Here is a 24,505-nt window from a genome sequence, read left to right as displayed (position 1 = left end):
GCTAATGGCTTAAATCTAGATACGGTTAAAAAACTATGTGCTTTCTTATTTTAAATTAAACTTATAAACACTGGAGTAGTATACTAATGTACATATGGAGCCTAAGTTACTGGTTAATAGGGTGTATGAAGAGTTGCTCAACGCCATAATCCAAGGTAAGTTCAGGCCAGGGGAGGCCTTAAGGGAAGATAGGATTGCATCAATGCTTGGGGCCAGTAGAACACCTGTTAGGGAAGCTTTAGCTAGGCTTGAGAGGGAGGGGTTTGTGGTTAAGGATGGGAGGAGCTACGTTGTTACACCAATAACTAAGGATGATGTGGTGCAGCTTTATGAGGAGAGGATACCGCTTGAGGCAATGGCCGCTAGATTAGCCGCCATTAGGGCTACGGATAATCAATTGGTTAAGATGGGCAACTTGATTGATATGATTAAGGCTGAGGTTATGCAACCTAATCCTAGCCCTGTTAGGCTGGCTGAATTAAACGGTGAATTTCATGAACTTGTGGCTGAGGCAAGCGGCAATAAGTTCATAGCCTCTACACTTAAGCAGATTAGGCTTAAGCTTAAGATAGTTAGGGTCAACATATTCACAAGTTACAGTAGGAGACTGGAGGAGGCTAAGGAGCATGGGGATGTTTATGATGCTATAAAATCAAGGAATATTGAGGCTGCCTTCACGAAGATGTTTAATCATGAACAGAATGTCCTAGAGTACGTTAAGAGTAGTGTCCTACCTTATTACTTTTAGTGAAATCCCTAATAACTAAGTACAGTATGTATGGGGAGGCGCTACCTATGTAGTGGTCTAGGCCTACATTCCTACCTTCAATAGCATCTATCCTTGAGCTCTGATTCCATGGCTCCAGCCTTGAGATTGTACTCCACTCCTTTTTAGCGATCTCAAGGCCCTCATTAACCATTCCCCTAAGCACCATGTGGGCTGCAACCACGAAGCTTACCCTAGGCCAACAGGACCTCATTTGACCTGATGATGAGTCGATTTCCCCATTAGGCTTAACTGAATTGGGGAGGCAATGTGGTGATGACCTATGGTTAAGCTCATATATTGACCTTAAGGCTCCATTAATCTTATCGTCATCAACTAATGCTGGTAGCTTAAGAAAATCACACCAGAATTGGCCGAGGAGTTGACTGTTCATACATGATTCACTACCCTCCCTACTTGATCTCCACGCTACGAAGTAGTGGCCATTCCACAGTGAATTCAACGTATCCTTACCTTTACTTAGGCATAACTCATACTTATCACTGAGTCTTACTCCAAGTACCTCAGCTGATTTAATTAATGCCTGGAGTGAGCATAGGAATAGGGAAGCAATGTATGATGATGCACCATACATGTTTGTACCATCGTAGGAATTATCAAATCCACCTCTTGAATCAGGTATGCAGTCACCATCATAATCCCTACTTATAAGCCAATCAATAACCTCCCGCATTCTATTGAAATTCCTCTTCAAAACCTCAACATTACCTGTAATTAAGTAATCCCTATAAATCATGAGCACCCATGTGCTGCCTAAGTCATTCCACGGGTACAAGTATGAGGCACCGTATATTGGATCCTCGAGGCTCTCTTCCCCAAAGTCATGGGGAACTTCACCATTACGCGTGTAGAACCCTAGTAGTTCATCCATTTTAACCGTTAAGTCCGGGTAGAGGTCAAGTAACGCAAAGGATAACCCATCCCATGTCATTGATCCTATAGTGCTCATTAATGGTGCTATGGATAGTGACTCGTAAACCGCTAACCTACCATCCTTAGTTAACCAGGTTGATGAAGTCAATACGTATAGGCTATTTAGGACGGCATCCCTTAACCAATCATCAGTATTCACGCTAAGAGGCTTCAATGAACTATTATTCTCTAAGGCGTACTCAGCCACCTCAATAGCTGAATTAAAGAAATTCTCATAGTAGTGGCCGTATGGGTAATGGTATGGCCTTGAATTAAAGAACCAAGTAATGAAAAATAAGGCCTCATCCTCAACCCTCTTCCACACTACCCCAGCAATCTCCTCCCTGGCATATGGCCTTATAAAGTACCTACCTTCATCATTTAATTTGCCTAGTTTACTGAATATTGAAATATCCTCTGTCATACCGCCCCTAGTGGGCACCCAGTAGGAGTACCCTGAGTACGTGAAGCACCCTTCACAGCCAATGAAGACTTCACCATAGGCTGGATCACTCTGTAGTGATTTTAGATTCCTAAATAAAACGCCATTAACCTTACCTGTTATTGAGTAATTTGCACGACCCCACCTCCTACTACCTACTATGTTTGGGAATGAGAATGCAATAGTACCATTGCCCTTAACCCTAACTATTATTAATGGTAATGATGAGTTCTTAACATCACCCTTAATTATGGGTGTATAAAATTCTATTTCACTTATGGGTAAATTAGCGAACTTATACTTAATTCTTGGGTACTGTGCCTCAACCTCAATATTATCAACATGCCTATACTGCGGCTTAACCTCAACATTCTTACCTGGGTTAGATTGAAGGAAGAGCGGCTCCTCACCCAGTAAGACTATGTGGAATCCTCTAATTACCTTAATGGGGTTTAACCAATTGTTCATTATGGTTACATTACCTATTGTAAGGTCTGGGAAGAATTCAATAGCGCCAGCACCGATTCCACCTAAGGGTAGTCCACTATTGAGGTTTCTACCGCTTATTATCATAAAATACCCTTCTGGATACTGGATTTTATGCGTAACATTTGAATAACGCATTTAAGCCGGCTACTAATTCATTTAAGTAATGCTGCTGCCATTCTACAGGATTAGGAAGGATCTTTGGATTGAAGCTTACTTGATAGGTAGAGTGGATGCGTTGGCTAAGGTTGGTTTAATTAAGTCATTTAAGACAAACGGTGTAGGTAATGGTGAATTGAAGCCTATACCTTACCAGGACATTAGGGACATAATAAATAATGATATTAAGTGGATTAATGATGCTATAAGTGATCTTGAAAATGGTTTAAAGTTCGGTTTTAAGGATTACATACTGATTCCCATATATAATCCAGGCCAATACATGGCTAAGGTTAACCTAAACTTAATGGACATAGTAACCCTACGGGTTACCAGGAGGATATATGAGAATCTACTTAAGGTAATGCCTAAGGAACCCTTAGGTGTTGGTTGGTTTAATGTGGCGTTGGAAAACAACATGGTTTTTATCGATGGTAAATACGATGAAGCTTTAACCAATACGTATATTAACAATGAGAGCTTAAGGAAGGCGTTAATAGGGCTCTTATCAGGGAGTTAATAGCCGCATTATTATCTACTCCTGCTTAATTAACTGATGCTTAACCAGGAATTCCCTCAGTGGTTTATGTAAAGCCTCCTCCACTACTCCCTTAGTGTTTATGAAGATGGAAAATGCCTTAGGTATCCTAGTAACCACATCCATTGGAGTTAGGTGGTAACCTAGCTCTAATGCTGCTAAGTCACCTGCAACACCAGTTATGAATGCGGCTATGGCAGCAGCTTCAAGGGGGTCATTAACCCTATGAAGTATTGTTGCTAAAACACCTGTTAGCACATCACCTGTTCCACCAACGGTCATACCTGGATTACCAGTCATGTTTAATTTAAACCTAGAACCATCACTTATAATGTCTGTATTACCCTTAAGGAGAATTACACTGCCTGGGCAGCATTTGGAGACCTGTTCCTTAAGCCACTGCCCAGTTTCAACTGGGTTAAGTTTAGGTACATCAATACCCAGTAATTCCTTTAACTCTCCAGCGTGTGGGGTCAATACTACACCTGACTTAAGTAGGTTAAGCCTTTTCCCAATTCCAATAGCCTTTATTGCATCAGCATCAATAACAATCCTCTTCCCTAACTTAACAGCTGTATCAAGTATCATGTAGACCGCCTCCATTGTCACCCTTTCAAGGCCTAAACCAGGACCTATGGCAACTACGTTAGCCCTCTCAATCCCCCTAAGTACAGGTCCAACATTATCCTTACTTAAAAAATCACCCTCAAGTGGCACAGCTATTAGGTTTGGTGTTTGTGACCTAATATCATGCGCAACATCATGAGGTGCGTAGACTATTGGTAAGTCAGCTCCTGTGACTAATGAGGCCAGTGCCGTTAGCGCTATTGCGCCAGTGTAATCCCTTGAACCTCCTATTATGGCTATTCTACCAAAGTCCCCCTTCTTAGAGTCAAGCCTCCTAGCGTACGTTAGATAATTCAAGTCCCCAGGCCCCACTATTAACTCTGCTTCCCTCGGGATCCCTATGTCCACTACCACTAATTCACCAACGTATGGCTTAGCCTTATCAACTATGAGCCCACGCTTAGCCTTATGCATTGTTACCGTTAAGTCAGCCTTAACAGCCTTATCAGTAACATCACCTGTGTCAGGATCCAGACCTGAAGGTATGTCAACAGCAACCTTAGGCGCCTTCGACATGTTTATTAGGTCTATCGCCGCTGAGGCAGGTTGCCTAATCCTACCCTTAACACCAATGCCTAGGATGGCATCAATAATAACATCAGCCCACTTAATGAAGTAATCCTGGTAGGCCAGTAACTCTAATTCATCCCTAGCCTCCATTATTCTGCATCCTAATAAGTTTAGGCATATCTTCAAGTTAGTTGCAGCAGGCTCCTCCTTCATGTCACTTACCCTACCCAGTAATACAATTACCACGTCCTTACCCCAATTGTAAAGGTACCTGGCGGACACAATACCATCCCCACCATTATTACCTAACCCAGCGACAACAAGTATCTTAGTTGCATTCGGCCACCTTGATGAAACAACCTGCGCAACCCCCCTACCGGCGTTCTCCATTAGTATCCTACTATCAATACCTAGATACGTGGTGTTAGCATCCAGAACCCGCATCTCTAGAACTGATATTGCCTCACTACTCATGTTAATTAAGCCCACAGCTTAGGTATATTACAGTATCGCACTGATAGTGGTCAATAATTTGAAGGAATTAATACGCAGGTTAATCCATATCATTAGGGCCTATGCTTCTATCGCTTCACGAAGCATTAACCACACACCCATTATTACTACACCTGCGACAACAATTATGATGCCTGGATTAATTGCTAGAGGCTGCCTTACTATTAATATTACATGGACATTATTTATGATTATGAATGTAAAGGATGCTATTGTACTCATTATTAGGAGCATTAAAGCCATGAAAATGAGCTCAACGCGCCTCATGTAACCAATACTCGCTAAGTATGATAATGATGTAAGGATAGGTGATGTAGCCCAAGCAATCATCCTAACCATAGACGCTAACCCCAGTAAACCCGCTAAAGTAAGCCCCACCGCCACTATGGCAATAACTATGAAGCTAACATAAACTGCAGTAATCCCCCTGAAATACGCCCTAGCGTACTCCGCATAATTACTCTCAATGCCGGTTACTTCACCTGAAAATGATGTTAAGGTTAAGTTAACCACCACTGGTTTAGTTAAGTTAATGGTAATGGTTGAGTACTCTCCCCCCTTATAAGCGGTTAACAAGTATGAACCACAGGGTAAGGTTAGGTTTAATTGCTCCTCAGCATTAAGGATAATTGACATACCTCGATTATTCGATACAACTACATTCGAACCCTGAGGGGCATTTATGGTGAGCATGCATGTAGTGGACTTCAATAGTGTTATTGGCTTTAGCAGCGGCTTCACAGTAATGTTAAGGTCCTTAGGTACTTCACCCACTGGCACTGGGGTCTCATTAATTATGGCGTATACTATGTAATAATTCAATGGTAAGTTAATTTCACTAACCCCTGGTTTTAACAAACCGTAATTAACTAAGTAACTTAACCCTAGGTAACTGTACTGAATGTCAACGCTTTGATTAAGCTTATTCACTATGGTTACGTTAATACCATGCCTAATGAACCATAAAGCCCTCCCCCAGTATTTACTAGGTATGAGTATCATTGTTACTGAACCATAACCGGCGTTTGATAATGCCTCAGTGAGATTCATACTGCATACTAAGTATGGTTCATTACCCTTAACAATTACTAATACTGGTACTGTAACTTTCCTGATGTAGCTTGTTAACAAATGAAGCCCAGGCCTAACACCCACTATTGAACCTGCATAACAGGCTGACCCAGTTATGTTACTGAAGCCTAAGACCATGACAACGTGCTTATAATCAAGTAGGGCTAAGGCAACCACTATTGGAATATTCCTAACTCCTACTTGATTCAATGCGTATGAGATACTTAAGGGTACTATACCGGTGAACGGCATTAATGAGCCTCTGCTTGTTATTGCATGCATGTTGAATGGAATACCTATTAACGTTAATCCAGTGTAGGTTAATGACGCTAATAGTGCTAGGCCATATGTTAATAACCCGATGAGGAACGCTGCTGAGACTACATGGCCCATTACCCTCCTAAGCATTAGGACCATGAGCTTCTTCTCCATGAAATCACCAACACTGTTAACATTGGTAGTAGGATGGTTATTAATGGCTCAGTGAACGCTATCATTGGATCACTGAGATTAACATTAATAACTCTCTCAGTGCTTAAAAGAAGCCTAACTAAGGTATACTCAATGATGGCGATGATTATATATGATACTGTGATGAGTAATAGTGAATACACTATTGCGGCAACAGCATCATTACCAATCATTAACCTAAGCCGCTTGAAGGCGTCTGTTAAGTAGTCGAGGTAATTTAATGAGATGTAAATTGATGATAATGCTGTAATTGCAGTGAATATTATGTAAATGAGCAGCGTGTAGCTAGATAACTCACTGAATAGTCTAGCCGTGAAGTAAGCTACAGGATCCTGAGGTATTATTAAGGTTCCATTACTAATACCACTTGAATTAGTGAATTTAATTGCGATGGGGTAACCATATGAATATTCTTTAATCAAGGTGCAGTTTAACATACGCATCAACTGGGTACTTAAATTCCCCGGTAGCTCGCTAAGTGTTACACAGTCATTATCCTTAGCATTGAACCCATAAATGCTGGCGTAGGCTGTGTTTATAATATAAAATGATACTTTAACGTTGCTCACCGTAAGTACACCATAATCTACCGATACTTTAACTATGCTACCATTATATTGCTGATTATAGGCAACCGCATAGTGGGCTATTATTATTGATATTAAAGCTAGCGATGAAGCTATTGAGAACAGTAAGTACCTTAGTGTAAACGCCCTTAAAACTACATGAATAGCCTTAAGCTTAAGCCTAGTATTACGCATGAATAACTGCACCTACAGTAGTTAATTCCACGTACTCTACGTAAGCCGCTATGAAGAGTATTAAAACTGATAGAAGTAACCTAAGTACCCAGTAAATAAAGGCTGTACCTAAGGGTCTCCGCTTAACTACATCTATTGAAATGTTGACAGAGTTGTAAACTGATAATGAGTATGAGAATAATTCCAATAGCCCATGCGGTAGTATGGCTGATGAAACATAGGCTAAGATTAAATATAGTACGCTGACGCCAATACTACTGACTACTATATAACCAAGCGCAACACCTGTGAATCCAATTAAAATAACATACATTAATGGGCCTATGAATGGTATGTTCATTATTAAATTAAGGCTGAGATTATGAATGAATATTACCATGTATGATGGATGCTGCGCTATGCTCTCAAGTTCCTGCAGCTCACTCTTACTCAATACTTGAATACCCCCCAATGATAGTAGGTAACCAATAACTTCACCCATAGCCAATAGAAGAAAGGTTACTAAGTAATATACTAAGATCCTCCTAGTTAAGATTCTTGCCTTAACAGCTACCACTAGATAACCCCTTAATTCAGGGTTTTTGTTTCTTTTTCACATATAGAAGGCTCCCAATTATGATAATAGGTTAACACATTCATTACCCTTTACACCCCACTGTTATGTAATCCCTCAAGGCATCAGTATTTACCTTAATCATTCCCTTGAAGATAAATGGTAACATGCTTAATGATGAAGCTGTATTTACCATTCAGCTAGGAGTAGTTTTTAATTATTGGTTGCTGTCCTCGGCTTCATTATGGTCTCCACTGACCCCTCATAACCCTATAAGAGTGGATCTTGGAAATCATGTAGATAAGATATCAGTGTGTTTATAGGGGATGAAACTCATAGATTCAACTAGGGATATTAAACGTAACTAAACATAAAAGAATTTCTATCATTATGAAAAAGGATTCACCCTTAGGATTAGTGAGGAGCTAGACTAAGGTATATTCTCTTATTTTCCCATCTACTATCCCTACTAGGATAATCATCCCTATAATGCACTCCACGGGATTCCTCCCTGATTAATGCAGATAATGCTGTTAGGTATGATAAAAGAATGGCATTACTCTCTTCAGTGCCTGAATGCATATCATGATATGCGTACATTCTCATTGCTCTTTGTAAACCTTCCCCATGCCTAACTATACCAATTAATTCCCAATTAATCCTCCTAATCTCATCAATGCTTAATGATGAGGATCCATCGGGAATCTTTAAATTAATTAACTTACCATCAGATGTTGAAGGTCCTTCCCAGGGTTCATTCACGTAATTCGGCAGGTTAATCCCCATTACTAGTGCCTCAAGTAATGAATTACTGGCTAGCCTATTAGCACCATGAAATCCTGTGTCTGAAACCTCACCAATGGCGTAAAGATTCACTATGTTTGTCTCACCCTTCACGTTAGTCCTAATACCACCAATTGTGAAATGGGCGCCTGGGAAGACTGGGATTTTACTATTAATGTTCAAGCCATGTCTCCTGAGGAATTTATTAACGCCAGGGAACTTTCTCTCGAAGTCCTTGATATTACTAAACACCATATACACCTTACGTCCCTTCATGATCTCTGTGTATACGGCTCTCGCCAACACATCACGTGGTGCTAATTCTCCATCCTTATGGTAATTAAACGTGAATCTAACACCATTATTATCAATGAGTATTGCACCCTCACCCCTTAATGTTTCTGAGAGAAGCATGGTTTCGCCATTAATCATGGTTACCGTTGGATGAAACTGCACGAACTCTAAGTCAGAAACTAAGGCACCAGCCCTAAAAGCCATGGCTATGCCATCACCCATGTTTGTAGGTGGGTTTGATGAATATTGCCATAGGTAAGCGTAACCACCAGTGGCTAGTACTAATGCATCGGTGTCGCCTACTAAGCCTCTACTCTCAGTTATGAAGCTCCTTAATTTACCATCCTTAACAATCAGTGATAAAACCCTATCCTTAACGATACTTATTCCCAGATCTACAGCCTTCTTAAGTAGGAAGCTCGTTAATTCTCTGCCTGTCTCATCAGTCTTATGGTGGATCCTCCTTCTTGAATGACCACCCTCAAGCCTAAGATCCTCATCAAACCTGAAGCCCCACTTAACTAACGTGTCAATGGCGTAGGACGCCTCCTTAACGAAGTAATTAACGGCATTAACATCGCAAAGACCATCACCAACACGCACAGTATCTTCAGCATGTAGCTCAGGTGAATCATCACTGGACAATGCAGCTGCAATACCACCCTTGGATACGTAGCTTGAGCCTCCATAAACATCCTTCGTTATTACCACAGTGTCGTAACCATGTAGCTTTAGCGATATTGCTGCAGTAAGTCCTGCTATTCCATCACCAATTATGTATATCAAGCTACACCACCTTCAATGAGCCTCCTAGTTCTTTCGAAAGCATCCTTAACGGCGTTTGCCGTGGATTTAGGTATCTCGACTCTATGGACAAGGTCTCTCAGGGATCTGTATACCTTATCCAGCGTTATCATGGACATGAATGGACATCTGGCGTACGGCTCTGTGGTTATTGGGTGAAAGGTCTTCCCTGGAACCTTCAACTTCAATGCATTTATCATACCTATCTCTGTACCAACAACAAACTCATCATAATTACTATTCTTAGCATACTCAATCATCTGGTTTGTGGATCCTACGAAATCAGCAAGTTTAAGCACATTTAATGGAGCCTCAGGGTGAACCATTACCTTAGCCCTTGGATACTTAACCCTGGCATCATCCATGAGCTTTGTAGTGTAGTTTCCATGCACAATACACTTACCGTTTAGTGGTACCTTGATGATTCTTTTCCCTGTTAAGGATGCTACATAATCAGCTAGGTTGGAGTCTGGTCCAAAGAGCACTGTACTTTCCTTTAATTTCTTAATAACCTTAACAGCGGTAGATGATGTAACTATGTAATCCGCAAGAGCCTTAACCTCTACGTTAGTATTTACATAAAGCACTACGGGGGCTTCAGGGTAAGATTCCTTATATGCCTTTAGAGTTTTCGCATCTAATGAGTCTGCTATTGAGCATCCGGCAGTTGGGTCTGGTGATAGGACTACCTTATCGTAATTCAACGCCTTTGCTTGTTCTGCCATGAACCTAACACCAGCAAACACTATGATATCTGCCTTAGTCTCCATGGCCTTTAAAGCTAGGTCATATGAATCACCTGTGAAGTCCGCCATTAACTGTACATCGTAATCCATGTAATTGTGACCAAGTATGATTGCGTTTCTTTCATGCTTAAGCCTACGTATCTCAGTCATTAAATCATTGCTCATTAATTTTAACTTACATGCTACATCTAATATATCCCTTAATATGCAAAGCCGCATGGTAAACTAATGATTCGCGATTAACGCAGGCGTGCAGATTCAACACATATTCACTTAATGTTGGAAAGGTCTCATAGCCTGCTTATCCTATAAAGCATGAATAATCCAATTAGGCTTAGCAGGGTTGATATGAGGAGTGGAAATGCCACGTGGTAATCAGTATTCCTCATTACCCACCAGTAGTAGTATGATGATAGGAGTATCATGCTTTGGACAAGGAATAGGAAAGCTGCTGAAATAAGTAGTTTACCAATTGGTGTAAAGCCTGCATCTAAGTATTCCCTTAGAATGAAGGCCACTAGGATTGTTTGAATCACTACCAGTATTATATTAATCATCCACAATAAGTCGTTTACAGTCATATAGTAGGAAGCGGTTAGGGTTAATATATAAAGATTTTTCAACCCTAAAACTAAATTAAACTCTCCTACCCCTCCTGCCTCCAGGTGGCCTAATGGTATCATGGGGTATTGGTGTAACATCCTCAATTCTACCAATTATCATACCTGCCCTAGCCAATGCCCTAATAGCCGCAACGGCACCTGGCCCTGGAACCTTAAGCCCATATCCTCCAGGTCCCCTAACCTTAACGTGGACAGCATTAATACCCCTAGCCATTGCTATTTGGGCAGCCTTATAGGCAGCCATCATTGCCGCGTATGGGCTTGGTTTATCCCTATCAGCCTTAACAACCTGCCCACCACTAACCCTAGCCACAGTCTCACCTCCGGTTAAATCCGTTATAATTATCATAGTGTTGTTGGAGCTTGCGTAAATATACGCAATACCCCACCTAAGCTTCCTCAACTGCGGTACTACTTGTTGAGTTTGAGATGCGGCTTGCTGAGGCTGCTCCTGTCCCTCTCCCTGGGGTGGTTGTGTAACCTCTTGTTCATTGGATGATGCTTCAGTGGACACAATAACCGCATCCCCTAAGTATTTATAAAGATATTTTCCACAAGCAACCATGATGCTTAAGGAGCTTGGTGAAGATAAGTTGATTAGTATAATGCAGTCTCTGATTGGGTTAAAGTACCCTAATGTTGATAATGATGTTTCCTACGTTGAGTTACCTAATGTAGGCTTACTTGCACTTAAGATTGATGGTGGTTCATTATCTAGAACAAAGACCGACTTCATGACTTACTATGATGTAGGCTGGAGAATGACCATTGGAGCCGCCTCAGACATCTTTGTTAAGTTCGCTAAGCCAATAGCCCTTGTTTCATCATTAACCCTTAGGGGAAATCATAGTGAGTTCGAGTTGAGGGAATTAGTAAAGGGCATTAAGGATGCGGCTAAGACTATTGGAGCCGCCTACATTGGTGGTGACTTAAATGAGGGCGATGACGACGTATTAGACGTAGCACTACTTGGAATTGCAAACAAACCCATAGGTAGGGTACCTCAGTTGGGTGACGTATTAGTCACCATACCTGAATTCGGCTTCACAGGGTTAATCTTCAAGCTCTGGTATAGTGGCTTATTGGGTAGCTACATTAATGATCCAGTTGTAGCTAAAGGAATCGAATTAACCAGGAGGCCGAAACCCTGGATACCCAGTGACGAATTAATTAATAGGATTAACTGCATTAATGCGTCAATGGATTCAAGTGATGGATTAGGGAGAGTACTGTATGAGATGGGTAAGGGGGTTAAGATAAAGGTTTACTCACTGCCGATTAATAACGATGTTGAATTAACCTGCCGCAAATACGGCCTAAGCCCAGAGGAGGTGACCTTCAATGGTGGTGAAGAGTACTTGCCTGTACTTGCAGTGAAGCCGGAGTGCCTAAATTACTTCAAGGCAATAGGCTTTGTAGATTTCGCGAATGTTGAAGAAGGCAATGGGGTTTACTTTAATTCAAGGGAACTTCAGTACAAGGGGTGGGTTTACTTCAGTAAGCCAACCTACTAACCCCTGGGATTGTTTAGTTAAGGAAAGCTTAAATAAGTAATGAATAGTGATACAGTCATGGTGAGGGGCCTATTCATAGGTAGATTTCAGCCACCGCACTGGGGGCATATTTGGGCCATTAAGGCTATCCTGGAGGAGGTTGATGAAGTCATAATTGTTTTAGGATCGGCCCAATTCAACTACATTGATAAGGATCCCTTCACAGTGGGGGAGAGGATATGGATGCTTAGGGAGGGGTTAAGGGAGGTGGGTGTTGACCTTAGTAGGGTCATGATAGTCCCGGTACCTAATATTGAGAACAATGCGGCTTGGTTAAGTTACATTAAATCCTACCTACCCCCCTTCCAAGTAGCCTATACGGGTAACCCATTCGTAGCCATGCTGCTTAAGGAGGGTGGAGTTGAGGTTAGGCAGCAGCCCATCTTCGATAGGGAAAGGTACGTGTCAAGTAGGATTAGGGAAATGATGATTAAAGGGGACCCAACCTGGAGGGAGCTTGTACCAAGCTCAGTGGCTAGGATAATAGATGAAGTTAAGGGCGTTGAGAGACTTAGAGTAATAATTAGTGGTGAAGCTGAACCCCATAAGTGGTAGTCATATTACGAACATCCTTGATATTAAGGGTGACGCTAAGTATATCATAAGGACTATTGCCGTTATGGCTATCGCATGCTTAAAGCCAGCTGACAACTCCCCCTCACCCAGCTTACCTGCAACCAGACCCATTATAAATGAGTCAACTACTGTTGTTAAGGCGAAACTGCCGATTACATAGTTAACGTAGTATTGAGGGATGTGTAGTAAGACACTAGATAAGTTAACTACAGTGAACACCATTATTACTAAAGTTAATGTAAGTATCATTGCCCCTATGTAAGGAACAAACCTAAGAGGCTTAAGTCTTGCGATTAAGTCATCATTAATTCTAATCATTAATGATGAGAATGAGGCTAATGATTCCAAAGTCTCAGGGGTTGCTCCACCATACTCTATAGACTCCAGTAGTAGCCATGCGAAAACCCTAGCGTAGTAGGACCTTGTCTTATTCATGAACTCCGATAAGACAACCCTAATTGGTATACCATATCTAATCTGTTTACTAATGTCCCTAAGGTACTTAGATAAGGCACCGTAATCCCTAGTGTCAGCCAGTGTACTTATAATCTTCTCAGGTGTAAACCCACTTTTACGCAATTCAGTGAAGTCCCTTAGAAAGTCTGAGAATGCCTTCTCAAGACTACGCCTCTCGGCTATAACCCTCTCGGCGTATAGTGCAGCAGGGGTGTACGCTATCACTAGGACTATGGCCATGTAGGTTGCGAAGTCCAGGCTTACTGGACCTACGTTTATTGAGTAACCTAAGTCACCATGGAACACTGTGCCATAACCCATTAGGAGGGCTATCATGGCTACTATTGATGATAAACCAACCGCTATGTAGGGCCTAATGTCAGTGTATGGGACCCTGTATATTGAAACCTCACCAAGGTATATGAACGCCACTGATATTGCCGGAATAACAAGTAGCCCGAAGAGTAGATTATTGCTAACTGCCTGTTGGAGTGCGCTCACTGAGTTACCTGTTGGTGTTATTGCCTGGGCTAGGTAAAGTACATTAAGGCCTATTAGTAGTATGACCCCAGCCCCAATGTATGATTCCATTAATGTTGATAGTAACTCTGCACCCCTCCTAATTCTATCAAGAGTGTCGTTAACTATTTCATTAAGCCTAATTTCAAGGTAATGAAGTATGTCTCCCCCAGTCCTAACATTGGTTACGTAACCCATTATTAAGTTTTGAAACAGGTGACTAGGGGTACTTAACGCTGTTTCTGTTAAGGCCGTTAACGGATCCATGCCTATTGCTTTATTCTTCACAACAATCTCCCTAGCTATCTTACCTATAGCCTCAAGTAACCTAATGTTAGCTAACCTTTCTATAGCTGACGTGACGCTTAACCCTGATTGGGAAATCATTGCCAAGTAGGCTGCGAAGAACGGTAACTCTGAGTCAACCCTGTACTGCAGGTCGGAGAGCTGCATCTTAGGTAAGGCCATCATCATGGCATAGACTATGAAGGGGAGGGCAATCAATACTAGGCCTATGCTAAGAATAATTATGGACCTTACCGTGAAGCTCAATGCACCCATGATTGACTCAACGCTGGTGTAGGTTAAGTATGATCCAATGGGTACTGAGAAGACTGCTGTAATTATTGACGCGAAAAAGACCCTTGCCATGAACCTTTCAGGCAGCATATACACTTTAGCGTTCTTTAGCACTCTCTCAAGATACCCACCATGCCTCTTAACGTACCACTTGACTAATGGCCCGGTGACAACCAATGATAACTCGTCTAAGTCCACCAGTATTATTCTAGTATTTGTTTATATATTTTATGCATCATACTGTTCATTAACCATTAAGGTAATCCAAGATGCTGGAGCCACCTTTATTAATACTGAGAGCCCTAGCTAAATCTTCCTTAATTACGCTCCTCACTGGTGGATTATATAATGCAGCTGCTGGGTGATAGGTTGGGTAAACTTCAACATTAACACCCGCAACATTAACCCTAAACACCTTACCTCTAACCTTAGTTAACTCACTGAAGCCTAAGCCCCCAAGGTTAAGTATTACTCTTGTACTATGCCTACCCAATGTTATTATCTTCTTAGGCTTCACTGCAGCAATTTGCCTAATTAAGTAAGGCTTACAGGAGTTAATCTCCTCCTCAGTTGGATCCCTATTATTAGGCGGCCTACACTTAACAACATTAGTTATGTATAAATCACCCCTATTTACACCAATCTCACGAAGTAACTCATCAAGCAATTTACCAGCAGCACCCACAAAAGGCCTACCCGTCTCATCCTCAACCCTACCTGGTGCTTCCCCAATTAACATGACTTCAGCCTTCGGGTTACCTTCACCAGGCACTGTCTTCTTCCTACTTAAGTATAATGGACACTTCCTACAGTTATTAACCTCAGCGCTAATCCTGGCAAGCTCACAATCACTCCCCTTACATTGCGAATCATCACTACTGCTCATAACCACCACAAAACCTAAGGCCTACTTCCCTTCCTCCTATTTAAGGGTTAAAGACATCTCTACTAATGCTAAGTACTTTGACCTGCTAGTACACTTAACTAGGTGCTAACGGTACCCCCTCTTAGGTGAATCAAGTAGGTTATGATTTCTACAGTGAATTAATTCATCAGGCCCAAGCTCTATTTAATGGCTTTTAATTGAATTATTCTTAAGCATAATTTTTATAAGCATAAGGTATCTATTTAAGTCTGATGAGGAACGTTTGCCCATTGCTTAAAAAAACCGAGGGAGGCTATATTTGCGGCGCAGTTGACCGTACCGTTAACCCTGAGGCTTGGTACTGTTTCATGGATTTCCCATCATGCCCATTATACATTAATTACGTAAGAAGGCAGAAGGGGCAGGAAACCCAGGCAGTGGCACAGACTCAGCAGGTTACAACTGAGGTTAAGCCAATAGTTACTGTTACCCAGCAAGTGCCAGTGAGGACAGCCATTAGTGAGCCTGAGGATGAGGCTGTCAATAAGTTGAGGAGCATACTTGATTCAATGCAGGGAAGGGTTAAGGCGCTTGATGAGACTTGGAAGGATTATGAGGATAAGGCTAATACTGCCAAAAGTGAGCTGGATAAGAATGAGCACTTGATAATGCAGTACATAGCCTCCCTTGAGGGTATTAAGGCGAACCTTGAGGAATCCATTAAGGAGCTTGAGTATAGGAGAAGTGCGGGTATTATTGATGAGGAATCGTACAGTAAGGCTAGGGACTATGTTGATAAGAGACTTAGTAATGTTTCCCAGCAGCTCAGTGAAATGAAGGAGATGTTTAATAAGATCCAGGAGTCAATACTAACACACTACAAGAGGGTTCTATCAGAGAGCACTGAGGCTGCTAAGGTTAAGTTATCACTGGCTAAGCTTGAGGAACTCTATAGGACTGGTAAGGTAAGTAAGGAGGTTTACGAGAAGATTAAGGCTCAATTAGCCGTAATAGGTGGCCAGTAATGGAGGAGTACGTAAACGTCTATAGGGAGCTCATTAAAGTTCTTGAGGAGAGGTTCAATCACTATAGGGATGGGGTTAAGAGGCTTGATGAGGCTTGGGTTAGCTACAGGAACGCGGTTAATGACCTTAAGAGGGAATGGGACAGTGAATACCCCCTCATTGAGTCAAGGGTTAATCAACTTAGGAATGGGATAGAGGGCTTACGGAAACAGATAGAGGAAGCTGAGGTTAAGAGGGAGATTGGGTTAATTGATGAGGATTCATACAATAAGTTAATTAATGAGTTAAACAATGCCATGAGCGAATTGAGTAAAATGTACGATGAAGCCAAGGAATTGTTGAATGAATTGGAAAATGGCCTAATGAACCATTGGATAAGGTCAATAGACGTATCAACAGTATCCCAGGACACTGTGGAGAACTTGGTTAAGAACCTTGAGGAGGCTAGGGCCAGTGGACAAATAAGCGAGGAAACCTACAATAGGCTTAAGAGGGACCTTAACCTACTTACTAAGGCACTTCAAGCATACTCACTGTTGCTAAAGAGCTGAGCGCAGTTAAAGGATTAAATATTAAAAACGCTGAGTTAACCATGTAAGTATGATTGAAGATAAGTTAAGTAGGGTAAGGTCCATCATTAAGAATAAGGGGGCTGCAGCGTTAATTTTAACTAACCCAAGTAACATGGGTTACCTACTTGGCTACGAGGATGGGGTATTAGCCTACGTGGATGATTCAACCATTAAAGTTATCGCCCCACTGCTCGACTGGGAGAGGGCTAGGGAATTAGTTAATGATAAGGCTGACGTAGTGGCCTACTCAGGCTATAAATTACCCATAGAGGGGAATGTAATTTGGGGCTCTGATGAATTAACCAAGGTAATCACCTCATGGATTAAGCCAGGCACAAGCGTATTAATTGACGATTCAAGTAGGCAATTCATTAGGAAAGCCTTAGATGCGGCTAACGCTAAGCTAATTGACGCCTCAACTGATATTCTTGAAATTAGGGCTGTTAAAACCCCTGATGAGGTTGAATTAATCAAAGGCGCCATTAATATAACCCTTAAGGTATTGAAGGAATTATACAACATGAGAATTGTTGGAATGAGGGAACGGGACTTGGCTGCATACATATATCATGGGTTAATAAGTCATGGTGGGGATGAAGTTGCCTTTAACCCAATAGTTGGTTCAGGTCCAAATGGAGCTAAGCCCCATCATATGCATAGTGATAGACGCATTGGTGTTAATGAAACTGTGGTAATTGACATAGGTGCACGGTACAGGCTGTACTGCTCCGACTTAACAAGGACTCTGGTGACTGGGTCACTTGAGGGTAAGCTAAAGGATGCCTATAATGCCGTTGTTGAAGCTTCAAGGAAGGCTATAAGCATTGTTAAGCCAGGGGTTAAGGCAAGTGATGTTGACGCTGCAGCTAGGGGGGTTATTGCTGAGTATGGTTTTGCCTGGGGTTTCATACATAGTCTTGGCCATGGAGTAGGTGTTGAGGTTCATGAAAGACCATCTATTGGGCCTAACAGTAATGATGCATTAAGGGAGGGTAATGTAATTACTATTGAACCCGGTATTTACATTAAGGATGTGGGTGGAGTTAGGGTTGAGAACATGGTTCTGGTTACTGAGAGCGGCGCTGAGGTGTTAACTAGGGATGAGTACGCCTACGTTTAACCATTAAGGCAAAGTTTATTAACGGCTGTTAATATAGCATATTAATGAGGAGTAATATAAAGGTGTCAATAGCGGGTGTGGGTAATTGCGCCTCAGCTCTAGTTCAAGGTGTTCAGTACTATAAGTTAAGCAATGATACAACCGGCGTAACCTTTAAGGAGATTAACGGGTACAGCATTAGTGACATTAGGTTCACCGCTGCCTTCGATGTTGATGCTAGGAAGGTTGGTAAGGACTTAGCTGAAGCAATATTCACTCCACCCAACAATGCATTAAAGATCATTGATGTAGACAAGACGGGAGTAATTGTTAAACCAGGGCCATTACTTGATGGAATAGCCCCCGAGCTTGCTGGATCATACATACCGGTAGTTGAGGCTAAGATTGATGATGTTGTTAAGGAATTGGAATCCACCAATTCGGAAATTCTAGTCAATTACTTACCTACGGGGGCGCAGAAGGCATCGGAAGCCTATGCTGAAGCTGCATTAAGGGCTGGAGTAGGATTCGTGAATGCAATGCCCTCTCAAATAGCTACTGCAGAGCAATGGCAGGCTAAATTCACTAAGGCTGGCCTACCACTGCTTGGGGATGACATTCAAAATCAATTAGGGGCCACTGTGCTTCATAAAACAATAATGCACCTACTATCATTAAGGGGGTTAAAGGTAGTGGGCACGTATCAACTTAACGTTGGTGGTACACCAGATTTCCTAAACCTGAACTATAGAAAGGGACAGAAGGAGAAGACTAAGACTGCTGCAGTTAAAAAGATGGTTAAGGAACAGGACTTCGATGCGTACATAACGCCAGTGGCTCATGTTGGCTTCCTGGGAGGAAGGAAGAGGGCGCACATGTTTATAGAGGCACAGGGTTTTGCTGGTGTACCCGTTAAGATTGAGGTTAGCCTTGAGGTACATGATCCATGGAACAATGCAGGGGTCATGGTGGACGTATTAAGGTTAATGAAAGTAGCCCTAGATAGGGGGGTTGCAGGCCCAATTTACAGCGTTGCTGCTTGGGCATTCAAGAATCCACCAATGCATGCACCACCTGATGAAGCGTACAACTGGTTAGTAGAGTTCATTGAAGGTAAGAGGGATAATTAATTTAATACACCATCATTATAAGACGATAATGAGTATTAATCATTTCTGGTTAAAAGCAGGAAATAAATCAGCCTTAACTCATGTTACCACCCCTACCCTTAGAAGGGATAAGGCTTGAAGTAATATTACAACCAGGTTAATCACTAGTAAGCTAACGCTTAAAAATCATAATTAGCACGTTCAATTAATGAAACGTGGCATGCATGGTGGTGCAGTGGTGTCAACAATAGTGGACTTCATTAAGGGAAATATTGAAGCAAGTAGCGTTGTTGCTGATATTGGATGTGGAACAGGCAGATTCACCAGTATAATAGCTCCTATTGCATCATTAGTTTACTGTGTGGATAGTAGTGAGGATGCTATCAATGAGGCTAGAAGAAGCATTAAGTTAAGTAATGTAGTTTTCCTAAATGAGAACGCTGATTCATTGTCAATACCTGATCATTCTGTTGATGTAGTTCTCCTGGCCTTCTCATTCCACGATATGGCTAATAAGGAATCTGTAGTTGGTGAGATTAAGAGGGTGATTAAACCTAGTGGTAAAGTGATTATTGTTGATTGGGTTAAGGAGAAGACACCTATAGGTCCACCCCTGGAAATTAGACTAAGTGAGGAGGATTACGTTAACGCCTTTAAGGAGTTTAAGCCCCTTCAAGTTAGTAGAATAAGCCAGTACCACTATGGTATAATTCTTAAGGCGCCTGAGCTCTAGTTACTAATATAGAAATGTTTATTAAACCTTTAAACGCAAAACCTACTAATGATTGCTAATACTACTACACAAAGCCAAATACTGCTTAGTAATATAAGTAGAATTATTGAATTTAATGCCAGCAAAATAATTGAAAATGTTGAATTAAGGTTTGACCAGTACGTAAGCGCTATAAATGTTGTATTAAATAATGCCACATACTACACTCAATCAAATTCAACAGTAGGTGTGGCTACTAAACCTGTGCCTAAAGGCTATGTACCATTTATACTAATCACATATATAGTATACGCAATATTCATGGTTATTGTACTGGCTCAATTACTGGTAATGATACATTCAGCATACGCTAGATTAAGAATTATGAGTAATGCGAAGTCAACCACCGTTAAAGATATGAATTGGTTGCCCTTAGTTTCAATAATAATACCAGTTAAGGGAGAAGGACTTGATGCGATTGAGGATGCTGTTAAGAGAATTACAGGTCTTGATTATCCTAGAGATAGGCTTGAAGTAATAGTAGCCACTGATGATGATGAAGCCACCGCTAACGCGATCAAGGATTTAGTTGAAAGAATAGGTAGGTTTTATGGACTGCGGACAATAGTTAACTGGAGGAGTAAACCAATTGGTTATAAGGGTGGTGCCATTAATGATGCCGCCAAGTTAGCGAGAGGTGATGTCTTACTAATACTTGATGTGGACACATCCCTACCTAGGAATTACCTAAAGGTTGCTTTAAGCTACCTTAATGAGGGTTATGATGCAGTTGGAGCACCATTCCTGGGTACACCTAAGGTACCTAATGGTTTCAGTTGGCCCTTAATGATACTGTTTAACGTGCTTAGTGAGATTCAGATAGTTGGTAGGGCATTCTCTAGGCTTAGGAGGGGGTTTTACATGATTATAGGTAATAACCTTTTAATCAGGAGGGATTTCTTTAATAGGATTAATGGACTATGTCACTGTAAGTCTGACGACATTGACATAGCCTTAAGAATATGGTTAATGGGTGGTAAGATAGGGATAATGAATGAAAGAGTCCTAACTGAAATACCGAGTACATACAATGCCTTCAGATCCCAGACTATAAGATGGGCATCTAATGATATATGGGCTCTTAAGAAGTACTATATGAAGATTATTAAGTCAAGGAATAGGAGCCTTATTGATAAGGTGGACGCTTACCTATGGTTACTTAAGTACCCGCTAGTGTACTTGGGTGTTATTTCAATAATAACGATGATTATAATGCAAGTATTCAACATTATAATACCACCATTACCAATACTGTTACTCTCAATACTTACTGACGTAGCTGGAGCAGTATTATTGATCCTAATGATCATGGTTGGGAGAAGGATGAATTATGGTTACTGGGACTTATTTAAGTCGCTTATCATTGGCGGGTTAACAATGTATGCATTAGCGTTTCCACTAATGGTATATTTAGCTAAGGCACTATTAAGTGATCTACCGTGGTTATACACTCCAAAGGCATCAAAGGCATTGCTAAGGCAGAAATTCCTCATTGAACGCTTATCAATAATTGCCCTAATAGCAGTTGGAGCAGTATTACTAATGATGGGGCACATAATAGTATCATTATATGTATTCGTAAACTCAATGCTAATATTAATGGGATACAGGGTTGGTACAATTAATCCAAGTAGTCTAACCCGCTCATCCAGCACTATAGCGATTCATTAAGCTAAGTAACATTATTAGACTACCTATTGCTTTGGACATGTATTGCTGAGGGAGAATCTTGGGAATGTTTCCCTACGTATTAACTCGTTGGATCTTAATTAATGAAATTACCTAAGTAAATAGTAGCCTTAGCGTAATTGGTTGCATAGGCTTCATTAATAAAGACTTAATTGCCCACTGCGTCTAAGTCTTGCAGTAGTTATGTCAACGATAACCCATGCTAATGCACCCAAAGCTAGTATTGTGAATAGTGAATACGCTAGTTGAGTAGTGATTGATACGTTAATTTCATTAATCCCAAGGGCTGATTCCCTCATTAGGATCACTGGGTAAGCTATTGGTGAGTACTTGTTGATTGCTTCAACGTAGTTGTTAACCTCACCTGGTATTAATCCCCCTAGTGTTGGTAGTATGAATTGAATGATATTGGTTATGACCCAATTAGACCTAAGTTTTATTACCAGCATTGAGTAAATCACTGAAATGAATAATAGCTCCAATGTTACTAGTACTAATGATAATGCCAATAATGGAGGATTAATTAGACTTACCCTAGTGTTAAATAATATTGCGAAACTTCCCGCTATTACAACTAAGTCCATTAACTCGTAGGTTACTAGTGATAACCCCCAACCAATGAAGTGGGTCAGTAAGTCCTCTCCTCCTGCTAGAATATATTCTAAAACCCCATCGTAGCCCTCATCCATTATACCGTGGCCAAAGGCCCATAGCCACGTGGTGTATAGTGAGAAGGCGTATGCAACCCAGAGGAATAATTGAAGGTCAACACTGCTTAACTTAATCACTCCATAACCCCTCAGGGTAAGTATGAAGAACGCTAACCAGAGTGGGGTGGATATTATGAAGGCTATGTTCTCAGCCGGCTTAGAGAATAGTACTCTAACTCCCCTCTCAAACTCTAGGACTATTTTACCTAATACCAGCCTTAAGCACACTCTTCTCAATCCTACCATAGGTGAACACCCCAAGCATTAGGTAGGCTACAGTTGATGCTGCCAAACCGTATATTAACGCTGAGACGCCACCGCCCATTATTATGCTTAGCGTGGATTGATAAAGCTGGTACATTGGCATTGCCACTACAACCGCACTAATCCACTTAGGCAGCACATATAATGGGTATGTTGCCCCCGAAAGCACTGTTATTAATGACGTAACAACATTCATTAATGCATCAACATCCCTAATTCTAATCACTAAGCCTGCTAATGCAAGCCCAATACCGTAAAGCGGCATTAATCCTACAATGACAATGATCATAGATGGTATTAACCTAACTAATCCACTTAACCCAAATGTACCATACACTATGGGTAATGAAGCCACCACGTAGGCTCCTACATTAACAAGCACCATTACTATTGACGTGGCGAAGAGCACCATATACATGCTTACCGGAGTAGCCATAAGTGCCTCCAGCCTCCCCCCACTCCTCTCTTCATTAAGGAACCTAGCCCCTGTCTGAACCATTATTACCGATACCATTATTATCTCGAAGCCTATGAATTGCCTAATGAAATCCACCCCATTAACCCTGGTGAAGAAGGATGCCATTGCCGCCATTCCACCCGCCACTAGGTAAGGCATTATTATGAGTATGAGTAATCCCCCAGGTTCCCTGGAAATAATCTTAAACTCATTAATCATTATTGCCCAAAATAGACTAACTCGATTCGTAATCCTCACTTGGAGACCACCTTAATGTAAGCCTCCTCAAGGGTTGGTTCATTAACTCTAATCCTAATTATCCTAAGTCCATTACCCTCGGTCTCAAGCATTATTCTCCTAAGCTCAGCCACTGGGTCAGTGGTCTCAACCCTAATTACACTGCTTCCTGAATCACCATTTACCTCAGCCTCAATAACATACCTTAACCCTAACTTATCCTTAATGTCCCTTGGTGAACCCTCAACTAAAACCTTACCCTCACTGATTATGCCCACCCTATCACACACCTCTTCAACCTCCCATAGGTTATGGCTAGTTAACAATATTGCCCTTCCCTCCTTCTTAAGGCTCTTAATAAGGCTCCTGATTGACCTAGCTGATACTGGGTCTAGGCCTATTGTTGGCTCATCAAGGAAAACCACGGGTGGATCATGTATAAGGGCCCTAGCTATTGATAACCTGGCTCTCATGCCTAAGCTATACTCCTCATATGGCCTATTTGATGCCCAATCAAGGTTAACTAGCCTAAGTAATTCCCTAGCCCTCTCCTCAGCCTTCATTCTACTTAACCCATATAATCTACCGAAGTACACTAGGTTCTCGAAGCCGCTTAGCCTGGAGTAGAACCCCTTATCTGGATAAAGCACAAGCCCTATAGTTCCCCTAACCTTCCTAGCCTCCTTAACAATATCGAAGCCACTAACCCTAGCTAGCCCTGAATCAGGTATTAGTAGTGTTGAAAGAATCTTAACTGTTGTGGTCTTGCCAGCGCCGTTGGGGCCTAATAAGCCGTATACTTCACCCCACTTAATGTTAATTGATACACCGTTTAGTGCATTAACCCTAACTTTCCTTCTCCTAATTAACCCAATCCTCTCGTAGCTTATGAAACTCTTCCTAAGGTCAACAGCCTCAACGGCACTCATTAGTTCTATACTAC

Annotated in this window: 24 protein-coding genes; 10 read left to right on the top strand and 14 right to left on the bottom strand. The window is 41.5% G+C overall.

Annotated elements, in window-relative coordinates:
* Positions 1-94: 94 nt before the first annotated feature.
* A complete protein-coding gene (locus Q0C29_RS04080; protein WP_291999384.1) occupies positions 95-748 on the top strand; it encodes a GntR family transcriptional regulator in 654 nt (217 codons plus the stop codon).
* On the opposite strand, the gene Q0C29_RS04075 is transcribed toward Q0C29_RS04080, so the two are convergent.
* Positions 717-2,714: a GH116 family glycosyl hydrolase gene (locus tag Q0C29_RS04075; protein WP_291999383.1), complete on the bottom strand. Its 1,998-nt coding sequence runs from the start codon at positions 2,712-2,714 to the stop codon at positions 717-719. The genes Q0C29_RS04080 and Q0C29_RS04075 overlap by 32 nt on opposite strands.
* A 79-nt stretch (positions 2,715-2,793) precedes the next feature.
* Between Q0C29_RS04075 and Q0C29_RS04070 the strand changes: the two genes are divergently transcribed.
* Positions 2,794-3,306 (top strand): hypothetical protein, encoded by a 513-nt coding sequence (locus Q0C29_RS04070; protein ID WP_291999382.1) that lies wholly within the window; start codon positions 2,794-2,796, stop codon positions 3,304-3,306.
* A gap of 15 nt (positions 3,307-3,321) precedes the next feature.
* On the opposite strand, the gene Q0C29_RS04065 is transcribed toward Q0C29_RS04070, so the two are convergent.
* The 8 genes from Q0C29_RS04065 to Q0C29_RS04030 all read right to left on the bottom strand — a co-directional run bounded on the left by Q0C29_RS04065 (position 3,322) and on the right by Q0C29_RS04030 (position 11,483).
* A complete protein-coding gene (locus Q0C29_RS04065) occupies positions 3,322-4,935 on the bottom strand; it encodes an NAD(P)H-hydrate dehydratase (protein ID WP_291999381.1) in 1,614 nt (537 codons plus the stop codon).
* Between the two features lie 99 nt (positions 4,936-5,034).
* The gene (locus Q0C29_RS04060; RefSeq protein ID WP_291999380.1) at positions 5,035-6,477 is read right to left on the bottom strand and encodes a hypothetical protein; all 1,443 of its coding nucleotides are present in this window, start codon (positions 6,475-6,477) and stop codon (positions 5,035-5,037) included.
* Positions 6,453-7,277 carry a hypothetical protein gene (locus Q0C29_RS04055; protein WP_291999379.1) on the bottom strand — a complete coding sequence of 275 codons (825 nt, stop codon included), beginning with the start codon at positions 7,275-7,277 and terminating at the stop codon, positions 6,453-6,455. The genes Q0C29_RS04060 and Q0C29_RS04055 overlap by 25 nt, the downstream gene beginning before the upstream one ends.
* A complete protein-coding gene (locus Q0C29_RS04050; protein ID WP_291999378.1) occupies positions 7,270-7,833 on the bottom strand; it encodes a stage II sporulation protein M in 564 nt (187 codons plus the stop codon). Before Q0C29_RS04050 ends, Q0C29_RS04055 begins: the two co-directional genes overlap by 8 nt.
* Before the next feature lie 411 nt (positions 7,834-8,244).
* On the bottom strand, positions 8,245-9,693 hold the full coding sequence (nadB, locus tag Q0C29_RS04045; RefSeq protein ID WP_291999377.1) for an L-aspartate oxidase: 1,449 nt from the start codon (positions 9,691-9,693) through the stop codon (positions 8,245-8,247).
* Positions 9,690-10,622, bottom strand: a complete 933-nt coding sequence (gene nadA, locus Q0C29_RS04040) for a quinolinate synthase NadA (RefSeq protein WP_291999376.1) — start codon at positions 10,620-10,622, stop codon at positions 9,690-9,692. Before nadA ends, nadB begins: the two co-directional genes overlap by 4 nt.
* A 125-nt stretch (positions 10,623-10,747) precedes the next feature.
* The gene (locus tag Q0C29_RS04035) at positions 10,748-11,038 is read right to left on the bottom strand and encodes a hypothetical protein (protein ID WP_291999375.1); all 291 of its coding nucleotides are present in this window, start codon (positions 11,036-11,038) and stop codon (positions 10,748-10,750) included.
* Between the two features lie 55 nt (positions 11,039-11,093).
* On the bottom strand, positions 11,094-11,483 hold the full coding sequence (locus tag Q0C29_RS04030; protein WP_291999451.1) for a 30S ribosomal protein S11: 390 nt from the start codon (positions 11,481-11,483) through the stop codon (positions 11,094-11,096).
* Between the two features lie 160 nt (positions 11,484-11,643).
* Here Q0C29_RS04030 and Q0C29_RS04025 point away from each other — a divergent pair, with 160 nt between their 5' ends.
* Together Q0C29_RS04025 and Q0C29_RS04020 are read left to right on the top strand one after the other, a co-directional pair.
* Complete coding sequence (locus tag Q0C29_RS04025; RefSeq protein ID WP_291999374.1) at positions 11,644-12,594, top strand: thiamine-phosphate kinase; 951 nt, start codon at positions 11,644-11,646, stop codon at positions 12,592-12,594.
* A gap of 57 nt (positions 12,595-12,651) precedes the next feature.
* A complete protein-coding gene (locus tag Q0C29_RS04020; protein ID WP_291999373.1) occupies positions 12,652-13,188 on the top strand; it encodes a nicotinamide-nucleotide adenylyltransferase in 537 nt (178 codons plus the stop codon).
* Here the strand turns inward: Q0C29_RS04020 and Q0C29_RS04015 are convergent, their stop codons facing one another.
* A complete protein-coding gene (locus tag Q0C29_RS04015; protein ID WP_291999372.1) occupies positions 13,189-14,961 on the bottom strand; it encodes a type II secretion system F family protein in 1,773 nt (590 codons plus the stop codon). It abuts the gene before it with no gap.
* Between the two features lie 49 nt (positions 14,962-15,010).
* The gene (gene udg, locus Q0C29_RS04010; RefSeq protein ID WP_291999371.1) at positions 15,011-15,649 is read right to left on the bottom strand and encodes a type-4 uracil-DNA glycosylase; all 639 of its coding nucleotides are present in this window, start codon (positions 15,647-15,649) and stop codon (positions 15,011-15,013) included.
* Between the two features lie 251 nt (positions 15,650-15,900).
* On the opposite strand from udg, the gene Q0C29_RS04005 reads away from it, so the two are divergent.
* From Q0C29_RS04005 to Q0C29_RS03980, 6 genes are all read left to right on the top strand, one after another.
* Complete coding sequence (locus Q0C29_RS04005; RefSeq protein ID WP_291999370.1) at positions 15,901-16,653, top strand: hypothetical protein; 753 nt, start codon at positions 15,901-15,903, stop codon at positions 16,651-16,653.
* On the top strand, positions 16,653-17,204 hold the full coding sequence (locus Q0C29_RS04000) for a hypothetical protein (protein ID WP_291999369.1): 552 nt from the start codon (positions 16,653-16,655) through the stop codon (positions 17,202-17,204). The genes Q0C29_RS04005 and Q0C29_RS04000 overlap by 1 nt, the downstream gene beginning before the upstream one ends.
* Positions 17,205-17,253: 49 nt before the next feature.
* Positions 17,254-18,345: a Xaa-Pro peptidase family protein gene (locus Q0C29_RS03995; protein WP_291999368.1), complete on the top strand. Its 1,092-nt coding sequence runs from the start codon at positions 17,254-17,256 to the stop codon at positions 18,343-18,345.
* A gap of 44 nt (positions 18,346-18,389) precedes the next feature.
* Positions 18,390-19,454 (top strand): inositol-3-phosphate synthase, encoded by a 1,065-nt coding sequence (locus tag Q0C29_RS03990; protein WP_291999367.1) that lies wholly within the window; start codon positions 18,390-18,392, stop codon positions 19,452-19,454.
* 187 nt (positions 19,455-19,641) lie between these two features.
* The gene (locus Q0C29_RS03985; protein ID WP_291999366.1) at positions 19,642-20,166 is read left to right on the top strand and encodes a class I SAM-dependent methyltransferase; all 525 of its coding nucleotides are present in this window, start codon (positions 19,642-19,644) and stop codon (positions 20,164-20,166) included.
* Positions 20,167-20,214: 48 nt separating this feature from the next.
* Positions 20,215-21,876, top strand: a complete 1,662-nt coding sequence (locus Q0C29_RS03980) for a glycosyltransferase family 2 protein (protein ID WP_291999365.1) — start codon at positions 20,215-20,217, stop codon at positions 21,874-21,876.
* A gap of 155 nt (positions 21,877-22,031) precedes the next feature.
* Here the strand turns inward: Q0C29_RS03980 and Q0C29_RS03975 are convergent, their stop codons facing one another.
* The 3 genes from Q0C29_RS03975 to Q0C29_RS03965 are packed head-to-tail and all read right to left on the bottom strand — an operon-like array spanning position 22,032 to position 24,491.
* Positions 22,032-22,850, bottom strand: a complete 819-nt coding sequence (locus Q0C29_RS03975; RefSeq protein WP_291999364.1) for a hypothetical protein — start codon at positions 22,848-22,850, stop codon at positions 22,032-22,034.
* A complete protein-coding gene (locus Q0C29_RS03970) occupies positions 22,807-23,583 on the bottom strand; it encodes an ABC transporter permease (RefSeq protein WP_291999363.1) in 777 nt (258 codons plus the stop codon). The genes Q0C29_RS03975 and Q0C29_RS03970 overlap by 44 nt, the downstream gene beginning before the upstream one ends.
* On the bottom strand, positions 23,580-24,491 hold the full coding sequence (locus tag Q0C29_RS03965) for an ABC transporter ATP-binding protein (protein WP_291999362.1): 912 nt from the start codon (positions 24,489-24,491) through the stop codon (positions 23,580-23,582). The genes Q0C29_RS03970 and Q0C29_RS03965 overlap by 4 nt, the downstream gene beginning before the upstream one ends.
* Between the last annotated feature and the right edge of the window lie 14 nt (positions 24,492-24,505).

The organism is Caldivirga sp. (assembly GCF_023256255.1).
Classification (GTDB): domain Archaea; phylum Thermoproteota; class Thermoprotei; order Thermoproteales; family Thermocladiaceae; genus Caldivirga.
The sequence above is the reverse complement of the archived record's forward strand: the minus strand, read 5'-3'. Positions and strand labels throughout refer to the sequence as shown.

Excerpts from the sequence above, each read along its gene's own strand:
- Q0C29_RS04080 (WP_291999384.1), top strand. The coding sequence starts at position 95 with ATGGAGCCTAAGTTACTGGTTAATAGGGTGTATGAAGAGTTGCTCAAC.
- udg (WP_291999371.1), bottom strand. The coding sequence starts at position 15,649 with ATGAGCAGTAGTGATGATTCGCAATGTAAGGGGAGTGATTGTGAGCTT.
- Q0C29_RS04035 (WP_291999375.1), bottom strand. The coding sequence starts at position 11,038 with ATGACTGTAAACGACTTATTGTGGATGATTAATATAATACTGGTAGTG.
- Q0C29_RS03985 (WP_291999366.1), top strand. The coding sequence starts at position 19,642 with ATGAAACGTGGCATGCATGGTGGTGCAGTGGTGTCAACAATAGTGGAC.
- Q0C29_RS04060 (WP_291999380.1), bottom strand. The coding sequence starts at position 6,477 with ATGGAGAAGAAGCTCATGGTCCTAATGCTTAGGAGGGTAATGGGCCAT.
- Q0C29_RS04005 (WP_291999370.1), top strand. The coding sequence starts at position 15,901 with ATGAGGAACGTTTGCCCATTGCTTAAAAAAACCGAGGGAGGCTATATT.
- Q0C29_RS04070 (WP_291999382.1), top strand. The coding sequence starts at position 2,794 with ATGCTGCTGCCATTCTACAGGATTAGGAAGGATCTTTGGATTGAAGCT.
- Q0C29_RS03965 (WP_291999362.1), bottom strand. The coding sequence starts at position 24,491 with ATGAGTGCCGTTGAGGCTGTTGACCTTAGGAAGAGTTTCATAAGCTAC.
- nadA (WP_291999376.1), bottom strand. The coding sequence starts at position 10,622 with ATGAGCAATGATTTAATGACTGAGATACGTAGGCTTAAGCATGAAAGA.
- Q0C29_RS03975 (WP_291999364.1), bottom strand. The coding sequence starts at position 22,850 with ATGGTAGGATTGAGAAGAGTGTGCTTAAGGCTGGTATTAGGTAAAATA.
- Q0C29_RS04025 (WP_291999374.1), top strand. The coding sequence starts at position 11,644 with ATGATGCTTAAGGAGCTTGGTGAAGATAAGTTGATTAGTATAATGCAG.
- Q0C29_RS03995 (WP_291999368.1), top strand. The coding sequence starts at position 17,254 with ATGATTGAAGATAAGTTAAGTAGGGTAAGGTCCATCATTAAGAATAAG.
- Q0C29_RS04065 (WP_291999381.1), bottom strand. The coding sequence starts at position 4,935 with ATGAGTAGTGAGGCAATATCAGTTCTAGAGATGCGGGTTCTGGATGCT.
- Q0C29_RS03980 (WP_291999365.1), top strand. The coding sequence starts at position 20,215 with ATGATTGCTAATACTACTACACAAAGCCAAATACTGCTTAGTAATATA.
- Q0C29_RS04000 (WP_291999369.1), top strand. The coding sequence starts at position 16,653 with ATGGAGGAGTACGTAAACGTCTATAGGGAGCTCATTAAAGTTCTTGAG.
- Q0C29_RS04020 (WP_291999373.1), top strand. The coding sequence starts at position 12,652 with ATGGTGAGGGGCCTATTCATAGGTAGATTTCAGCCACCGCACTGGGGG.
- Q0C29_RS04055 (WP_291999379.1), bottom strand. The coding sequence starts at position 7,277 with ATGCGTAATACTAGGCTTAAGCTTAAGGCTATTCATGTAGTTTTAAGG.
- Q0C29_RS03990 (WP_291999367.1), top strand. The coding sequence starts at position 18,390 with ATGAGGAGTAATATAAAGGTGTCAATAGCGGGTGTGGGTAATTGCGCC.
- Q0C29_RS04075 (WP_291999383.1), bottom strand. The coding sequence starts at position 2,714 with ATGATAATAAGCGGTAGAAACCTCAATAGTGGACTACCCTTAGGTGGA.